Raw genomic sequence first — 15,981 nt, 5'->3', positions numbered from 1 at the left:
TCGCCGCCGCCCTCGCCCCGCGCCCCGACTCCGACACCATCCTGGAGAAGGTCAAGCTCCAGGACCTGATCGTCACCACTGGCGACGTCATCCGCAGCGCGGTCAAGCACGCCATCCTCTGACCCTCCCACGATTCGCACGCCTCTCACCAGGGGAAAGGCGCGAAATCTAGCTAGATAAGCCGGAATGCAGTGCGGTGTTTCCGCATGCGGGATTACCGGCGGCAATGCCTGCGTGGGGCAGCTTGCGCATAGACCGGCGGAATCGGCACTCTTCGACTTACCTAGAAGGAAGGAGGACCCTGTGGCCGAAGAGCCGGACCCGGACATCGTCGCTGAGGTCAGCGAGAAGGGTGGCGTCGGAAAGACGTCGCTCACGGCGGGGCTCATTGCCGTAGCCGCCGAATACGGGCTGAGGGTGGGCGGTGTCGACCTCGACCCCCGAGCCACCCTCACCGACGAGCTGGGTGTCGACGACCCCGAGTTGTCGGTCAACGACATCTACCACGTCGACCCGGAAAAGCCCCCGCAGGACCCTGCCCAGATCGCCCGCAAGGCGCTCGTGCGCGCGGGCAAGGAATGGCCCTCGAACGTGTTCGTGCTCCCCTGCGTCCGGAAGTTCGGCAACCGGGAAACCGACGCCACCACCGGGATGGAGTTCCGCCTCCAGCGCGCCCTGTGGGGAATCCGGGACCTCGTCGACGTCCTGTTCCTGGACGTCCCGCCCCGCGCCGGCGGGAAAATCGTGGGGTCCGCTCTGATCGCGACCAAGAAGGTCCTGATCCCCTCGACCCTCACCGACGACGGCCACGACGGAGCCAAGGAGGCTCTCACCTCCATCGAGCACTACACCTCTCCAGGGGGCCTCAACCCGGGGCTTGAGATCGCGGGCATCGTGCGCAGCATCGTGCCGCGCCAGACCGAGTACCGGCAGATCCACCAGGACTGGGACAACACCCTGCGGGAGGACTTCGGCGATCTGGTGCTGCCCACGATCATCCGCAGCTACGCGATCCGCGAGGTCTGCCGGACCGGCTCCATGCCGATCACCGCAGCCCCCGGCCGCGAGGCCAAGCACCTCCAGGAGGCGTACCGCGAGGTCCTGTTCCACACCCTCCCGCACCTGAAGGAGAAAGCCTGATGCCCACCTTCGCCGAGAAGGCCCGCCAGGCGCAGCAGGAGAAGCGCGCCCGCGAGGAGAAGGACCCTGCCGACCTGTCCGGTGCCCAGAAGCCGGACTGGGACAACCCGGAGACCTGGGGCGGGGACGGGTCCGGCGCTGGCGATTCCGCCAGCGGGAATGATGGCGGATCGGACGGCGGGACCGAGGGCCAGGAGCCGCCCGCCGCCGAGGGCGCCGGGTCCTCGTCGAAGCCCGCCCGTCGCTCGCCTCGTCGTGCTGGCCGGCCTCGCGGTCCGGAGCGCGCTCCGCTGTCCGTGCGGGTGCTGGTCGCGAACGACCGGATGCTGACCGTCGCGGTCGAGCAGACCGGCAAGAACCCTCAGACTCTCGTCGACGAGGCCCTCGGACTCCTCTTCAAGAAGCTGAAGATCGAGGACCCCGGCGAGCACAAGCACCACCAGGAAGACGACGTCGCCTGACGCTCCCGTCCGCGAAACGGCCCGCATTCCCGCTGCCATTTCCGCCAGCAGGAATGCGGGCCTTGTCGTCTCCGGGCCAGCAAGCTACCCAAAGCGGGGGCGGGACGCCGGTCGTGAACTCCGTACCCGACTGAACGCCGGTGGCTCTACTCCGACTTGGGCTTCTCCTTGACGGTGACGCTCGTGAAGACGGTCGGGCGTCCCTCGTCGTCGCGGCCGTACAGCGTGCCGACCCAGACGACCGTCACCATCCCGTCCCCCACACCAATCTCCTCACCGACCGCGGGCACGGGCAGCATGCCGATGCTGGACAGCGACATCAGCTCCGTCTCCTCAGCACTGATGAAGTACACGACGTGGTGGGGCTCGACCGGCACCAGGAGCCGGTCACCGTGCAGGACCGCGGCCCAGTCTTCCTCGGCAACGACCCGGTCCAAGACCGCGCTGCCGGTGGTGTGCCAGTCGGTCCCTCCCCGGAGCGGCAGCTTCAGCAACATCGCGTCGAACTTCGGGGCGGACTCGATGCGCGGGATCAGCTCGCCGAGCGCCTTCCAACCCCAGCTCTCGTACAGCGCCTTCACCTTCGGGTGGGAGCTGCGCACCAGGAGCGTCGCCCGCCCCTCCTTGCGGTTGTCGAGCAGCTCGTCGTGCAGCCGGCGCGACACCCCGGTCTTGCGCCAGGGGACGCGCACCATCAACTCGCTGATGGCGTAGGTGCGGGTGCCGGTCTCCCGTACGACGTGCTCCGGGACCGGGGTGAGCAGGCCCCGCCACCAGACCGCGCCCTCGGGGAGCGGAGCGCCGTACGCGTAGCCGACGACCTGGTCCCCGTCGTACGCCACGGTGCACGTCCAGCCCGGCCGGGACGACCAGCCGTCCAGGCCGCGGCCGAAGCGTTCAACGCCGTTGAACGGGTCGTCGGCGATCGAGTCCGCGTACACCTCCTGGTAGACGTCCATCAGCGTCTTCCGCAGTTCGGCAGCATCGGCGCTGGTGAAGTGGCGGATCTCGACGTCGTTCAAGGTCACGGCTCTCCTCATGTGGTGGCGAGGGTTCGGTGGACGACGGCCAGGCGCTCGGTGATGCGCTGGCTGCTGAGTGCTCCGGTGTCGATGTCGGCGACGGTGGTCGCCGCGCGGTCGAGGTGCCCTTGGGCGACTTGGAGTTCGGCGAGCTGCACCGCGTAGAAGGCACGGCTTCGGCGCATCGACGGGGCGAGCAGCTCCAGGGCCTGTGCCGTGGCGGTCTCCGCATCGGGCAGCCGTCCCAGCGCCTGGTGGGCGATGGCGGCGAGTCCGGCGAGTTCGGCCCCATCGAGGAAGCGCAGCCACGGCGGTGCGGTGGTGCCGTCTGCGCGGTCGTACGCGCGCTCGGCAGCGAGGATCGACCGCGCGGCTGCCGGTCGGTCCTTCGCTCGGGCGTGGCCGATGGCGAGTCGGGCGTGCAGCAGGGCCGCGATCAGCGGGTCCTGGCGGGCCTGCCTCGACTCCAGCGCCGCCCGGTTGATCCGCAGGGACTCCCGCAGCCGACCGTCCACCCTCGCCTGCATCGCCAAGTTGCTCCAGGCGCGGGCTTGGCCCCGCCGGTCACCGGCGAGGATCGCGGACTGGAGTGCGTCCGCGTACATCAGCCGGGCCTGCCCCGGCTCGCCCGCGTCCAGGGCCGACCACCCTGCCGAGGAACACAGATCGCTGATCGCGGCGTTCAGTGCCTGCTCGACCCGGGGCCCGTACGTGCAGCCGTCGGCCGTCCGCCTCAGCCGGGCGAGGTAGCCGGTCGCCACGGGGAACAGAGCGCCGCCGCCGATCGCGGTGAAGTGCGCCGCCAACCTGCCGATCTTCCCCTGGATCCGGTCGACGTCGCTGAGGGCGAGCCGTCCGGTGACGGGCGTCTCCTCCAGTCCCAGGACAAGCGCGACGGTCGCTCCGGTCGAGGTCGTCATGAATTCGCGTCGTCGTTGCACCGGCGCGTCCTCCTCCCCAACCCCCGGGTCCGCCGGCGGTGGGACCGGCAGGCGGTTCGTCGACCGCCCGCGCGGTACGAACCCGAGCTGCTCGGGGGTCCGATCGAACAGCTCCATCAGCGGCAGAAGGTAGCGCTCGGTCGGCCAACGGGCCTGCCCCGAGAGCCAACGGCGCACGTGCCGGTCGGTCGCCGCGCCCGGCCGCCCGAACATCCGCGCGCTGATCTTGTTCACCTCGCGCGCGAGTCCGTTGTGGGAGTACCCGAACTCCCGCATTAAGCCCGCCAGGACCTCGTTCCGCTGGGTGTCCACCGCGCCCCCGTACGCCGACGTTCCTCGAAATTCGACGGTAGACCCGGCGGGACACCCCCGGGAGCCGAAGGTAAAAACGTCCGCCCACCGTCCGCGAAGTGCCCGCACAATGCCCTGATCCCCCACCGCCATAACCCGGTTGTCTGGGAGGAAGTGACGGACACTCACCAAGGAGGCCGCCGTGCCGAACTCATCCGCCGGCGGAACGGGCCAGGGCCGAAAGCGCGCCCCACGTACGTGGCATGACCTCGCGGCCGCCACCGACCAGAAGAGAGACCGCTGGATCCAGACCGGCTCGCGGGTCATGAACCACACCGAGTTCGTGGCCTGCGGGATCGAGTGGGATGCCATCGCCGTACAGCCGATACAGCTTGGCCTGGACGCCCTCGTCGCCATGCAGCTCGGCACCCGCCGCGGCTACCGAATCCTCGCCGACCACCTTCGCGACGAGCTGTACGTCATCGTGCCGGTCGACCACGCCGACCACTTCACCGGCCTGCCCGGCGTCCGCGTCCTCAGCCGCGGCCACCAACTCCTCATGCCCCGCACCCCCGAGCACACCAGCCAGGTCGCCGACTGGGTCGGCACCCCCGGCGAGACGCTCGCGCTCGTCGACCCCCGGCGTCTCGCCGAACGCCTCCAGGACCTCGCGCCCGCCCTGTACGAGCCGGTGACGCCATGACCAGCACTCCCCCGCCCCGGGCCCAAGTCGAGGACGACCCCGAGCAGCTGCTCGACGACGTCGTGCCGCTCGACCGGCGGGTGCACCTCGAACTCGCCGAGACCGTGCTCAACCCGCCCACCAACAACTCGACCCTCCGGCCGGTCGACTGCGAGCAGATCGCGCTTGAGTTGGCCGGCCACGCGCGGGTCGTCGCCGACGACGTCCGCCGCCGGTGCGCTCAGCTTGGCGCCCGCGACCCGAAGCGCATCCTCACCGAGGCAGTCCTCGGCGAGGCCGACCGGCGCCTGTCCGTCCGGCCCCGCCCGACCCTGCCCTCGGCGCAGAACCGCGCCCGACTGCTGCGCACGCTGTACGAGCGCCTCGACAGCCTCCCGCCCGTCCCGACCGCCTCTCCCCCGCCCTGAGCCCTCCAGGGCCCCCAGAGCCACCCAGCGCCGTTCCCCCGTCGGCCTGGGTGCACCGGAGCCCCCGGCGCCACACCTCCACCTGTGGCGGCCGGGGGCTCCTTTTGTGGTTGCGGCGGGTGTTGTAAGTCCCGGTTGATTACAGAGCCACCCAAAGGCGGGGCGCGGTTCGGGGTCCTCCGCTGCGTACCCGTCCAACCCTCCAGCGGACTGCGAAGGACCTGCGAAGGACCTTGCCGGAGGTCCTTCGCAGCCCTGACCTGGGGTTTCGAAGGACCCGAAGGACCCGAAGGGCTTTTTCACGGGTAGAGCTCTTAATGCGAGGCAAGCCCGTGACCTGCATAGACGCAAATCCGGGGTCATCTTCATGTGTGTTACCCCCTCTAAGGTCCTTCGGGTCCTTCGCAAGTCCTACGAACCGCAGGTCAGAGGGTGCGAAGGACCTTGTACTCACGAACCCCAGGTCCTTCGCAAGGTCCTTCGCACCACACGAGTAACGGCCGTTCTCAATGGCATCGAGGACTTCACCGCGAAGGACTTCGCAAGGTCCTTCGCAGGTCCTTCGCACTGCCTCTCACCTGCGCCTTTGCGGAGAATCTAGCTAGATAATCCGCCCTTCCTCTCGGATTCCCACCCAGTGGCCGGCCCCGACCGCCAAGGTTCACGCGGATCGTGGGGCCAAGGTCCTTCGCAGGTCCTACGAACCGCAGATCAGAAGGGGTGAAGGCCCTTCGCAGCGACCTCCCCGAGCACGCCGAAGGGGCGACCGAAGAACGGCCGCCCCTTCCGACGGTTCGTGCGCTGCCTCGCCTAGAACCCGTTCGACGCCTTCACCCTCAGTCCGACGATCACGGCACGGCGGGTCCTCGGGTGCTTCGCCTTCTCGAACCCGCGCTCCTCCAGGGCCTGGCTGAACGCCATCACGGTCATCTCGCGCAGCGAGCCGTTCTGGCACCAGAGCCTGTAGTTCTGGAAGAGGCTGCCGGTGACCTCACCGCTGACGTTCACGTCGCGGTCGCACGCCTCGGTGTTCTCCTCGATCCACATCGAGATCGGGTCCGACTCGGCGATGTGCTGCGCCGTCTTCGCGCGCACGGCCTCCGGCATCACGAGGCCCTGCTCCCGCCACTCGCGGCAGCCCTCAAGAGCCCAGTTCAGTACGCCCGCCCCCTCCTGCCGCAGGATCTTCTCGGCGAGCTTCGCGATGCGCGCCTCCGGCGGCACCGTCACGTCCCATCCGATGTCGTGCAGGCGCCGGGTGATGCCGTGACCAGACCCGACCTTCGGCAGGTAGTTGGTCGCCAGGTGAATCTTGCCGACCGGCTTGAAGTCGAAGTACTCGCCGTGCAGGAACCGCGCCGACATCGTGTCCTGGCCGGTGAGCTGCTTCACCAGCTCGTCGTCCAGCTTCTTGCCGGCGGACGTCTCCGTCGTCGACAGCATCCGCTTGCCGACCATCCGGGCGACGTCGTTCGGGATGCCGTCCTCCTTCTTGGCCAGCAGCGTCGTACGGGGCACCGCCTGGGCGTAGTCGCCCAGGAGTCCCATGACGACGTCGATGAACACCGACTTGCCGTTCATGCCCGTGCCGTGGTGGACGAACATCACCTGCTCGTCGGTGTTGCCGGTCAGGGTGTAGCCGACGACCCGGCGCAAGTACGCCTGGCGCTCCTTGTCCGGCATTACCGAGTCCAGGAACTGGAGCCACATCGGGCACTCGGCGTACGGGTCGAAGCGCACGGGCGACTGCTGCATGAGGTACAGCTCAGGGTCGTGCGGGAGCAGGTTGCCGGTTGACAGGTCGACGATGCCGTTCTTCACGTTCAGCAGGTGTTCGTGCTGGTCGAAGTCGCTCATCTCGCCGAACAGTTCCGGCTCGCCCTCGGCGACGTCGCGCATCGCTGCGAGACGCCCGCGGTGCCGGGACTTCGACACCCACTCCATGAACACGTCCCGCTCGGACTTCTCCTTCTTGCCCTCGTCGCTCACCAGGCGCGTCGCGCTGTACTCGTACGCCTCGGTGTTCGGCAGGGCCTTAATGGTCTGCACGACCCGCTTCCACAGCAGCGACTTGGCGCCCTTGAGTGCCCACCGGCCGCCCTCGTACACCGCCCACTGCTCGGCGTCGATCAGGTACCGCAGCTCACTGCCGAAGTGGTCCACCAGGCGCTCGGCGTTGCCGATGTCGTCGAACGACCGGCGCGGCCACTCCCGACGAGGGGCGGAAGTCTGGGCGGGGACACCGGCCTCGGAGTAGGTCGTCACGCCGCACCCCCGATCCGCAGCGAGGAACGATTTCCGCCCGCATTCCCGCTGGAGTTCCCGCATGCGGAAACGGCAGCGTCAAGGCGAGACACAAGCAGGTGGGAAGGGATAGACCGGTACCGCATGCGAGACGTACTCCTCGGGTGCCTGGCCTCGGGGTGGTGGCACACCGCCGGGGCCTTCTTCATTGCCGAGGGGAGGTCTACGTACTCGAAGGGGTTAACGTCTCGTCCTAGCTCGACGGTCACGCGGCACCGCCGATCCGGCGGTCGGTCGGCATGAAGCGAGGCTTCTGCAGGCCCGCCCGCATCCCAGAGTTCAGGGTCTTCTCGATCTCGTGCGCGTACTCGGCACCCAGCCCGGCCGCCGTCGCGGCCGCGGTCAGTTCCTCCTCGGCGACGGCCTGGTCCAAAAGGCCGGCGGCGACCAGCTGGCCCGCGCGGTAGGCCGCGAGGTTCAGCCGGTTGTTGCGCCCGGAGTAGGCAGGCATCCCGGACAGGTCGCGGCACTCGGAGCGCAGGATGCCCGTCGCCCACCGCTCCTCACGGGTGCCGCCGCTGGAGATGGCCCGCAGCCGGGACTCGATCTCAGCCCGGCTGACCCGCTCCCCCGCTTTGGGTGGCTCGGGTGCGGTCGTGATCAGGGTCAGCAGCCAGTCCGGCAGGTCCACCGGCTCGGTGATGCTGCTCTCCAGCACGTACGGGCGGCCGTCGACGACGGAGCCGATGCCGACCACGTAGCCCCCGGCGGCACGGGTGTCCATGCACCAGCCGATGGTCCGCGCGGTGTTGCGGATCTCGAACCCGGCCGGGGCGCGGTAGATCAGGTGACGGCCGCCGCTCGGAGTGCGGACGGTGAAGGTGGGCACCGCACGGGCGCCCGGCGTCCGGCCGATCAGGACGCTGAACATCGTGTCGCCGTCGGTGACTCCGGCGAACTCGGCGGGAGGCTCGTCACCGTCGTGCGGGACGTCCAGGTCCACGGCGACGAGGCGGGAGGGCCCGCAGGCGATGCCGATGTTGAACGGGGCCCGGCTCCAGGTTCGGGTGATGAGGTCGCGGTCGAGGGTGGCGCGGCCCTCCCAGTCGTTCCAGACCGGGGCCTTGCCGCCGACGAGCAGCGGGTGGACATACATGCCGCGGTCCGCGTAGTGCAACGCCGACGTGAGCAAGTTGGCCCGAAGAGTCCGGAAACTATCCGGATTGTGGCTCAGCGCATGTGGCGCCGGGCGGGAAAAGTCTCGTACCCTCATTGGTGAGCGCTCCTATCGCTCGAACTTTGCCGGGCCTGCAAGCCCGGCCTTGCTGAAACACCAGGCGCCCCGGCCAGGGGGCGCCTTTGGTGTTTCTGGGTGCTAATCCTGCCCCTTGATCACCTGTTGGGGGGAATCGGATTTGCGGTGTGGCGTGCTACGGGATCCCGGTAAGTCCTAGAGCCCGTATGACGGGATCAAGGTCACCGGAGTACACGACGTGCGGTTCGTCGGGGCCGGGTGCTTCGAAGCGGTCGGCGTGACGGCGCAGGTCGTCCTCGCTGAAGAACATGGCGTTCGGGTCGTCGTAGGTGAGCTCGTTGCGTTCCTTGATCCGCTCCCACCGCTCCTCGTGAGTGGAGGGCAGGTACACGAGCGGCACGTTGGCCCCGGCTTGCTCGCCAATCCGGCGCCAGTGGCCGCGATCTTCGGCCGTCCAGAGCCCGTGGTCGAGGACCACGTCATGGCCTTCGGTGAGCAGGGTGCTCAGTTCGGTTGCGATCTGGTCGAGGATGGGGCGCTCCCTGACCCTGTACTGGCCGCGCGGAAAATCGCGCCCGTAGTGCCCGTGGACTTGCCAGACCCGCTCGTCGGGGCACAGGCGCAGGAAGCCGAGAGCTTCGAGGGCGAGGGCGAGGGTGGTCTTCCCTGAGCCCTGGAGGCCGGTGAGCAGGACCAGGCGGGCCGGGCCGGTTCGCCCGGCGAGCGCCTGGGTGATGCGAGTGATCTCAGTCTTTCCGCCCGGGGGCAGAGTGCCGAGACGTTGGTCCGCCAGGAGGGCGCCCAAGCGTTCCTCAAGCACGCTGAGAAGGGTGTCGTCGGGGATCACTCGGAGGATTCCTCCTTGGTCCATCGGCGTCCGGGGCCACCCACGTCGACGCCGTACTCGATCGTCATCCCGCTGGTGTCAACGACCCGGACGGTCAGGACGATGACAGCGGCCCGGGTGTCCTCGGGGATTTCGAGCAGTGCAGTGTCGGCCGGGGTAGTGATCCGGGGCCACATGGCGCTGTACCGGTGGGCCACCGGTCGGCCGGTGTGCCGCGTGATCAGGTCGATCGAGGTTCCGCCGCTCAGCCTCTTGCCCATGGCCAGTTCGGGCAGTTCCTCGGCGAAGACCTCCGGAATCCACGAGGTCGAGTGCGAGATGACGTCGCCGGTGTGTGCGTCGCGGTAGGCGCGGGAGCGCTTGAGCACGAGGTCGCCGGCGCGGATGCCCAGAGCCTCGGCTACGTCCTCCGGGGCGGCGACGATGCCAGCCGTATGGGAGTCGGAGCGTTCACCAGCCCGCCATGACGATCCTGTGATCTTGCTGCGTTGTTCCCGCTCAGCGCCGGTCGACAGCGGGGTCCGTTCGCGTACGACCGTCCCGTGGCCACGGGATGAGGTGACCAGCCCCTGAGCCTCCAGCGCCTTGTACGCGGCGTGGACGGTGGTCTTGGATCCCCTCCCCTCTTGGGCCAGCTCCTCGATCTTGGGGAGGCGAAAGCCGGGCTCGTACTCACCGCTGATGATCTTCGCGGCGATCTCGTCAGCGAGGGCTTTCCACTTGGGCGGCATGTCCGGTGATCTCCTCTCGGCGCCACCAGTGAACCATAGTCCCGGGATTGATTCCTAGTGGCTCGCACTCCCGGGATTATCGCGCCGCGAGTGATTGACACGGTTCCGCAATCCTGGGATTGTCATGGAGCGACGCCGAGCAAGGGAGACCTCGCGAAGCGTGACGGCACAGCCATGTCGAAAACGGCCGCGAACGCACGAACGGCCCCCCTGGGAGATCTGCCAGGACCACCGGGGGAGCCGCCGTGAGGGGCCGTTCCACGAGAGGAGCACGACCCCACATGAACATCATCGCCGCAGGTCAGCGCATCGTTACGAAGTCCGAGTTCTTCGAGGTCGCCAGCGGGTTCGACACGGTCGAGCCGCTCGACATCGAGCACGACTTCACCGCCGGCGGACTCGCCAGCCGGGACGCGCTGGAGTCCTTCCTGAACGACTTCGAGGTCGAGACCGACACCGACCGCGAAGACGCCACGTACTACCGGAACTTGCTTCGCCGGATGCCGAAGGAGCTGCGCAGCCGGAAGGCCAGCGCCCCCGTGGTCGCCGAGCTGGAGGCCGCCGACGACGCCCTCGGCTACGAGGACGACGAGATCACCGCCGACTGGACCGCCGCCGACTTCGACTCCTACGAGGTCCTCGCCACGCTGGGCAGGCCGAACCCGGTCGCCACCGTCGCCCGTGCCCGTGAGCCCCGCGCCGAGCGCCGCGCGGTCCGAGCCGCCCTGCGCATCGTCCGCGACGAGGTTCCCGCGGGGGTGGCGGCATGAGGATCCTCGCCAACACCGCGCTGTTCCTGCTGACCGTGCTGGAGATGACCCTCGGCATCATCGCCGGGTCGATCGCCCTGGCCAGCCTCATCACCGAGACCGTGGCCCGCGCGGCGGCCGCCGGCGGCGACACCTTCGCCCGGCGCTTCCGTCTGACGCCGGTCTCCCCCCGACTCCGTACCGAACTGGCGACCGTGCTGTCCGGGATCGCGAACCCGGCCGCTGGAGGCACCCGATGAGCTACCGCGAAGAGCGCCGCGCCGACCAGGCCGCCGAGCGCGCACAGGACCGCGAGGACCTGCGCCTGAAGCTGGAAGCCCAGCTCAAGGCCAAGGAGATCGCCGCCGAGCAGAAGCGCAAGGACGCTGAGGCCAAGGCGGAGCAGGCCCGCAAGGAGGCGGACGCCAAGCGCCGCCAGGAGCAGGCGGACAAGCGGCAGCGCGAGCAGGAGAAGGAGCGCAAGAAGGCCGCCCGCCGGGCGAAGTTCGGCAAGGTCACCACCTGGCTCAACGCCAACCCGGTCACCGCGTTCGTGGCGTTCGTGATGGTCTGCTCGATCGTCCCGGCCGTCATCTCCCAGGTGGGCGCGCTGTCCGACGCCGGGGTGTTCGTCCTCCTGGCCGCGCTGCTCTCGGCGATGCTGGAGGGCACGGCCTGGGCCCTGACGTTCATGGGCAAGCAGGCGGAAGACGCGGGGCGCCCGGCGGGCAAGTACCGGGTCGCCACCTGGATCACCGCGTTCCTCGCGGCCGCGGTGAACTACTGGCACTGGTCCGAGGCCCTGCCCGATCAGACCTGGGTCGCCGTCGTGTTCGCCGCGTCCTCCCTCATCGCGATCTACCTGTGGGACATGAAGACCCACGGGTCGCACGGCAAGACCAAGGAAGAGCGCCGCCGGGAGAAGGCCCGCAAGAAGCACCTCGCCGACCGCCGCAAGCACCACAAGGACATCGCCGCCGAGGCCGACCGGCTGCTGTCCGCCCTCCCGTTCGAGTCGATCGACGAGGAGGAGGCGTTCGCCACCGCGTGGCAGATCAAGAAGGGCACCCAGCCGGGTCTGTCCGCCGAGACCTTCGCTCAGGTGACCGACGCCCGGGTACAGCTCGGGGCCGCCTTCGAGCTGGGTGAGCACGTCCGCCCCGAACTGGTCCGGGCGGGGATGCTCGCCAGCCTCTACAACCCGCTCCCTCACCGTCTCTCGGAGGGCATCCCGACCCTCGGTCCGACCCTCCCGATCCCGGCTCTCCAGCGGGGCGCTCAGGGCGCTACAGCCCTTGCGGGAATTGGGATGTACGGCTCTGAAGGCGCCAGCGGAAATGCCCGCGAGAACGCCAGCAAGACAGACGGCGGGAACAACGGCGGGAACGCCAGCGGGAACGGTCCGCGCGGCCGGTCGGATGAGGAGCTGGAGGCGCTGCTGCCGAAGGCGCTGAAGGTCGCCGCCGAACTCGTCGCGGAGGGCAACCAGATCTCCGCTGCCGCTCTGTCGAAGCGGGTGGGCATCCGCCGGGACGACGCGCGGCGGCTGCGGGACCGGGTCATCGCCGAGCGGAAGCTCAAGCTCGTCGACGGCGAAGACGACGGCGAACTGGCTGGCTGACGAACACCCCGAACTGACTCTCACCCCGTGTAAAGCCGCGGGGCCTGGCGCCTCCCTTCCACAGTCGCCGCCGGGCCCCGCTTCCCCCGAAGGAGAACGACCAGCATGACCGAGATGCCGACCGGCCGGAGCCTCGACCGCACAGACCTGGCCACCATCACCTACGTCCACGGCGCGGGGCCGGCCACGAACGCCGAGCACATCCCCGTCCCCCTGCCCTTGGGTGGCGAGACCGAGGCCACCGACAAGGCCGCGGTCGTCGAATCCGCCCGCCGCGTCCTCGAAGGCCGGGTCACCCCGACCTCGGTCGACCTGACGAAGGTCGACGAGACCGACTTCGACGCCTTCGACGACCGCCCGCTCATCCCGGCCTGGATGAAGTCCGCCGAGGGCTGGGCCATGTACTCCGGTGTGTTCTACCGGGCCCGAGTTCGCGGTTACCGCCGGTGGGTCCGCCGCCAGCGCACCGACCGGGGCCACGTCGCGCAGTTCGGGCGCGGCCGCCGCCGGGTCAGCGACTGGGTCCGGGGCTTCGAAGGAATCCAGCTCCAGGCCGTCGCCCACCAGGCGCACATCGCCGCCAGCGAGGCCCGCGCCGCCGCACGGACCGCGCGGTTCACCCCGGGCATCATGAAGACGAAGAAGGAGGTCGCGCAGCGTGAGGCCGACCGTACCCAGACGGTCGCCATGCAGGCGATCACCGAGCACCGGAAGCTGCGGAAGAGCCGCCGCCGGGCGTTCGCACTGCGGTGCGGTGCGGCGTACGGTCCGCCGGTCGCTGCCCTCACCGGTGGCTACGTCCAGGCCGGATGGTTCGGCGTGAGCGCCGGTGCCCTGGCGACCTTCAGCGGAGGCGCCTTTGCCGGACGGCACGTCATCGTCGAAGAGACCGACTGGTCCGCGGACTGGCGTTCCCTCGGCGACGGCGACGCGATGACGGCGCCGATGCTCGACAAGTGCTTCCAGGCCGCCAAGGTCATTGGCTCGGATGAGTCGCTGGCCATCATCCAGATGCCGATGCTCGACACGCGCGGTGCCTGGTCGACGATCGTCGACCTGCCGCCGGGCATCCCGGCGAAGAAGGCGATGCGCTCGCATTCCGAACTCGCCAGCGCGTTCGGCGTCGAAGAAGCCCAGCTCAGCATCACCAAGAACAAGTCCAAGGGCGCCCGCGCCGGACGGCTGGAGCTGTACGTCAGCAAGGAGCTGCCGTTCACCGGCGATGTGGACCCCGGTCCGCTGCTCGCCCTGGAGGCGGCCGCGAACTTCTGGGGCCGCATCCAGATCGGTCCTGACGTGCGCGGTCTGCCCATCTCGATCTCGGTGGTCGAGCGGTCCGGGCTCATCGGTGGTGAGCCGGGCGCGGGTAAGTCGGCGTCGGGCAACACGATCCTGCTCGCCGCCGCGCTCGACCCGCGCGTGATCCTCTGGCTCGCGGACGGCAAGGGCGGTGGCGACCTGGAGCCGTTCGAACCGCTGTGCGAGTACTACGAGGGCGCGGCCGACCCCGAGGCGTTCAACGACATGCTGGACGACGCGATCCTCGACATGCGGCAGCGGTACGCCCTTCTCAAGAAGCTGGGCAAGCGCAAGGTCACCGAGGAACTGGCGAACAAGTACCCCCAGCTGCGCCAGAAGCTGCTGTGGGTCGACGAGCTGATGCTGTACACGACGGACGACGACTTCGGAAAGAAGATCACGAAGAAGCTCCGCAACCTCGTCTCCCGTGGCCGCGCGGCCGGGATCATCACCTTCTGCGCGACCCAGAAGCCCGGCTCGGACGTCGTGGACACCTCGCTGCGTGACCTGCTCTCCATCCGGTGGGCGCTGCGCTGCACCACTCCCGAGGCGTCCGACACCATCCTCGGCAAGGGCGCGGCCGCGTCCGGCTACAGCGCCAAGACCATCGAGCCGGAGATGCGGGGCGCCGGCCTTCTGTGGGCGGAAGGCTCGAACCCCACGCTGGTTCGCGCCGACTACTACTCCGACGAGCAGGTCAACGAGCTGCTGAAGCGGGCCTACGACCTGCGGGAGAAGGCGGGCACCCTGCCCGAGGGCCCGAAGTCTCTCGCCGACAAGCTCCGGGACCAGGGCGACGGCGACGCCAACGTCCTCGCGGTCCTGGTCGAGGTCTTCAACGCGTACGACCAGGAGGCGAAGGAGGACGACGAGGACGCGGCCGTCGACTGGCTGCCGGGCACGGTCCTGGTCGACGCGCTCAAGGCCGCCGGCCTCGACATCACCCCCGAGAAGCTGGCCCGCCTGGTGGTGCGCGAGGACGCCGAGAAGAAGAAGCGCACCTTCGAGGACAGCACGTCCGCGCTCAACGGCTACCCGCTCGCCGCCGTGCTCCGCACGGTCCAGGCGAAGTACGGGCTCACGGCCTGACGAGCCCGGATCCACCCTGGACGGTCGCCCGGTTTGGGCTGGTACGCCCCCGGACCGGGCGGCCGTCGACCTGGACGGCACCCCCCTCGACCTGGACGCCGGTCGTCCAGGTCAGGCCGGGACCCGTCCAGGATGCTCACCCCCTCTGACCTGCATCGATGCGGGACCCGTCCGGGCTCCATCCAGGTCACAGCACGACACAAACCCTGACAAACCCAAGATGACGGAGGACGACCCCCCATGGGCGTCAAGTACGTGCTGAGCGAGCCCACCCCGCCCACCTGGTGGGCGAAGAACAAGGTGATCGTCTGCTCGATCGCCTGCCTGCTCGTCGGGCTCTACATCGGGAACGGCGGCGACGGCCAGGCCGCGCCCGGCAACGCCCCGACGCCCGTCCCGAGCATCACGCCGAGCCGTTCCGCCAAGGACTGAGGGAGAGCCCGATGAGGGTGAAGCCGGATCTCAAGCTCGTCGGCATCGCGCGTGTCGACGACACCGAACTCGCGTGCAGCGAATGCGGCAACGCCTTCTCGCTGGAGATACACAAGCACGGGCTCCGGGAAGTCTCCCCGGCCTGGATCTCCTGCCTGTCGTGCGGGAAGGGCGAGGACTCGCGGGTCGTCACCAACGGCCTGGTCGACGAGGTCCTCGCCGGGTGGCTGAAGCGGCAGAAGGACGCCGACCGTGACGTCTTCACCGCCGAATGGCGCGGCATCGTCATGACCGGCGAGCTGTATCCCACGCTCGACATCCACCAGGCCATCGGCGCCGCGAAGGTGGTCAAGGAGGGAGTCGACCAGTTCGTCGTGCCGGAGGCGAAGCGGTGGTGGCGGTCGAAGAAGAAGGATGCCAAGGCGCAGGTGAAGGAGAAGGTGGGCGCGGTCACCGGCGCGGCCAAGGGCAAGGCGAAGGAGACCGCCGACACCGTGAAGGAGAAGGCGGGAGAGGCCGCGAGCAGCGCGAAGGCCGCCGCGATCAGCACGGCCTGGACGTTGCAGACCGGCGGGGCCGGGCCGACGACGAGCGTGCAGCCGAAGCGCCGGCGCTGCACGGTCAAGGGCTGCCGGGGAGGCAAGGTCACCATCTCCACACGCGTCCACTCGTCGACCGGCAAGACCCGCGAGGTCAAGATCCCGTGCGGTGTCTGCCACCGCAGCAGCACCTGACGAGCCTCGCGCCCG

General features: G+C 69.2%; 16 protein-coding genes. 10 read left to right on the top strand and 6 right to left on the bottom strand.

Annotated elements, in window-relative coordinates; translation table 11 throughout:
- The first annotated feature begins 303 nt into the window (after nucleotides 1-303).
- Together AB0D34_RS45405 and AB0D34_RS45400 are read left to right on the top strand one after the other, a co-directional pair.
- Nucleotides 304-1,140 (top strand): ParA family protein, encoded by an 837-nt coding sequence (locus tag AB0D34_RS45405; RefSeq protein WP_362673661.1) that lies wholly within the window; start codon nucleotides 304-306, stop codon nucleotides 1,138-1,140.
- Nucleotides 1,140-1,601, top strand: a complete 462-nt coding sequence (locus tag AB0D34_RS45400; protein WP_362673658.1) for a hypothetical protein — start codon at nucleotides 1,140-1,142, stop codon at nucleotides 1,599-1,601. Before AB0D34_RS45405 ends, AB0D34_RS45400 begins: the two co-directional genes overlap by 1 nt.
- Before the next feature lie 146 nt (nucleotides 1,602-1,747).
- On the opposite strand, the gene AB0D34_RS45395 is transcribed toward AB0D34_RS45400, so the two are convergent.
- On the bottom strand, nucleotides 1,748-2,629 hold the full coding sequence (locus AB0D34_RS45395) for a GNAT family N-acetyltransferase (protein WP_362673656.1): 882 nt from the start codon (nucleotides 2,627-2,629) through the stop codon (nucleotides 1,748-1,750).
- A gap of 8 nt (nucleotides 2,630-2,637) precedes the next feature.
- Nucleotides 2,638-3,876, bottom strand: coding sequence for a hypothetical protein (locus AB0D34_RS45390; RefSeq protein WP_362673653.1), 1,239 nt, complete (start codon nucleotides 3,874-3,876; stop codon nucleotides 2,638-2,640).
- 181 nt (nucleotides 3,877-4,057) lie between these two features.
- Here AB0D34_RS45390 and AB0D34_RS45385 point away from each other — a divergent pair, with 181 nt between their 5' ends.
- Together AB0D34_RS45385 and AB0D34_RS45380 are read left to right on the top strand one after the other, a co-directional pair.
- The gene (locus AB0D34_RS45385) at nucleotides 4,058-4,558 is read left to right on the top strand and encodes a hypothetical protein (protein WP_362673651.1); all 501 of its coding nucleotides are present in this window, start codon (nucleotides 4,058-4,060) and stop codon (nucleotides 4,556-4,558) included.
- Nucleotides 4,555-4,965: a DUF6415 family natural product biosynthesis protein gene (locus AB0D34_RS45380; RefSeq protein ID WP_362673649.1), complete on the top strand. Its 411-nt coding sequence runs from the start codon at nucleotides 4,555-4,557 to the stop codon at nucleotides 4,963-4,965. The genes AB0D34_RS45385 and AB0D34_RS45380 overlap by 4 nt, the downstream gene beginning before the upstream one ends.
- An 810-nt stretch (nucleotides 4,966-5,775) precedes the next feature.
- Here the strand turns inward: AB0D34_RS45380 and AB0D34_RS45375 are convergent.
- The 4 genes from AB0D34_RS45375 to AB0D34_RS45360 all read right to left on the bottom strand — a co-directional run bounded on the left by AB0D34_RS45375 (nucleotide 5,776) and on the right by AB0D34_RS45360 (nucleotide 10,042).
- Nucleotides 5,776-7,230, bottom strand: coding sequence for a phage/plasmid primase, P4 family (locus AB0D34_RS45375; RefSeq protein WP_362673647.1), 1,455 nt, complete (start codon nucleotides 7,228-7,230; stop codon nucleotides 5,776-5,778).
- A gap of 244 nt (nucleotides 7,231-7,474) precedes the next feature.
- Complete coding sequence (locus AB0D34_RS45370) at nucleotides 7,475-8,482, bottom strand: bifunctional DNA primase/polymerase (RefSeq protein WP_362673646.1); 1,008 nt, start codon at nucleotides 8,480-8,482, stop codon at nucleotides 7,475-7,477.
- Between the two features lie 157 nt (nucleotides 8,483-8,639).
- The gene (locus AB0D34_RS45365) at nucleotides 8,640-9,284 is read right to left on the bottom strand and encodes an ATP-binding protein (RefSeq protein ID WP_362673644.1); all 645 of its coding nucleotides are present in this window, start codon (nucleotides 9,282-9,284) and stop codon (nucleotides 8,640-8,642) included.
- Nucleotides 9,285-9,307: 23 nt separating this feature from the next.
- A complete protein-coding gene (locus tag AB0D34_RS45360) occupies nucleotides 9,308-10,042 on the bottom strand; it encodes a GntR family transcriptional regulator (protein WP_362673642.1) in 735 nt (244 codons plus the stop codon).
- 281 nt (nucleotides 10,043-10,323) lie between these two features.
- Between AB0D34_RS45360 and AB0D34_RS45355 the strand changes: the two genes are divergently transcribed.
- From AB0D34_RS45355 to AB0D34_RS45330, 6 genes are all read left to right on the top strand, one after another.
- Nucleotides 10,324-10,812, top strand: a complete 489-nt coding sequence (locus tag AB0D34_RS45355) for a hypothetical protein (RefSeq protein WP_362673640.1) — start codon at nucleotides 10,324-10,326, stop codon at nucleotides 10,810-10,812.
- The gene (locus AB0D34_RS45350; protein WP_362673638.1) at nucleotides 10,809-11,051 is read left to right on the top strand and encodes a hypothetical protein; all 243 of its coding nucleotides are present in this window, start codon (nucleotides 10,809-10,811) and stop codon (nucleotides 11,049-11,051) included. The genes AB0D34_RS45355 and AB0D34_RS45350 overlap by 4 nt, the downstream gene beginning before the upstream one ends.
- Nucleotides 11,048-12,412 carry a DUF2637 domain-containing protein gene (locus tag AB0D34_RS45345; protein ID WP_362673636.1) on the top strand — a complete coding sequence of 455 codons (1,365 nt, stop codon included), beginning with the start codon at nucleotides 11,048-11,050 and terminating at the stop codon, nucleotides 12,410-12,412. Before AB0D34_RS45350 ends, AB0D34_RS45345 begins: the two co-directional genes overlap by 4 nt.
- 105 nt (nucleotides 12,413-12,517) lie before the next feature.
- Entirely contained in the window at nucleotides 12,518-14,800 is a 2,283-nt protein-coding gene (locus AB0D34_RS45340; RefSeq protein ID WP_362673633.1) for an FtsK/SpoIIIE domain-containing protein, read from the top strand.
- 240 nt (nucleotides 14,801-15,040) lie between these two features.
- Nucleotides 15,041-15,232, top strand: a complete 192-nt coding sequence (locus tag AB0D34_RS45335; RefSeq protein WP_362673631.1) for a hypothetical protein — start codon at nucleotides 15,041-15,043, stop codon at nucleotides 15,230-15,232.
- A gap of 11 nt (nucleotides 15,233-15,243) precedes the next feature.
- A complete protein-coding gene (locus tag AB0D34_RS45330; RefSeq protein ID WP_362673628.1) occupies nucleotides 15,244-15,966 on the top strand; it encodes a hypothetical protein in 723 nt (240 codons plus the stop codon).
- Nucleotides 15,967-15,981: the final 15 nt, after the last annotated feature.

The organism is Streptomyces sp. NPDC048420 (assembly GCF_040651535.1).
Lineage (GTDB): Bacteria > Actinomycetota > Actinomycetes > Streptomycetales > Streptomycetaceae > Streptomyces.
Note: the sequence above shows the minus strand (reverse complement) of the source record. Positions and strands in the feature narration are given on the sequence as shown.

What these genes read in the sequence shown, in the direction of transcription:
- AB0D34_RS45400 (WP_362673658.1), top strand. Translation starts at nt 1,140, where the DNA reads ATGCCCACCTTCGCCGAGAAGGCCCGCCAGGCGCAGCAGGAGAAGCGC.
- AB0D34_RS45355 (WP_362673640.1), top strand. Translation starts at nt 10,324, where the DNA reads ATGAACATCATCGCCGCAGGTCAGCGCATCGTTACGAAGTCCGAGTTC.
- AB0D34_RS45340 (WP_362673633.1), top strand. Translation starts at nt 12,518, where the DNA reads ATGACCGAGATGCCGACCGGCCGGAGCCTCGACCGCACAGACCTGGCC.
- AB0D34_RS45370 (WP_362673646.1), bottom strand. Translation starts at nt 8,482, where the DNA reads ATGAGGGTACGAGACTTTTCCCGCCCGGCGCCACATGCGCTGAGCCAC.
- AB0D34_RS45380 (WP_362673649.1), top strand. Translation starts at nt 4,555, where the DNA reads ATGACCAGCACTCCCCCGCCCCGGGCCCAAGTCGAGGACGACCCCGAG.
- AB0D34_RS45345 (WP_362673636.1), top strand. Translation starts at nt 11,048, where the DNA reads ATGAGCTACCGCGAAGAGCGCCGCGCCGACCAGGCCGCCGAGCGCGCA.
- AB0D34_RS45360 (WP_362673642.1), bottom strand. Translation starts at nt 10,042, where the DNA reads ATGCCGCCCAAGTGGAAAGCCCTCGCTGACGAGATCGCCGCGAAGATC.
- AB0D34_RS45335 (WP_362673631.1), top strand. Translation starts at nt 15,041, where the DNA reads ATGGGCGTCAAGTACGTGCTGAGCGAGCCCACCCCGCCCACCTGGTGG.
- AB0D34_RS45330 (WP_362673628.1), top strand. Translation starts at nt 15,244, where the DNA reads ATGAGGGTGAAGCCGGATCTCAAGCTCGTCGGCATCGCGCGTGTCGAC.
- AB0D34_RS45350 (WP_362673638.1), top strand. Translation starts at nt 10,809, where the DNA reads ATGAGGATCCTCGCCAACACCGCGCTGTTCCTGCTGACCGTGCTGGAG.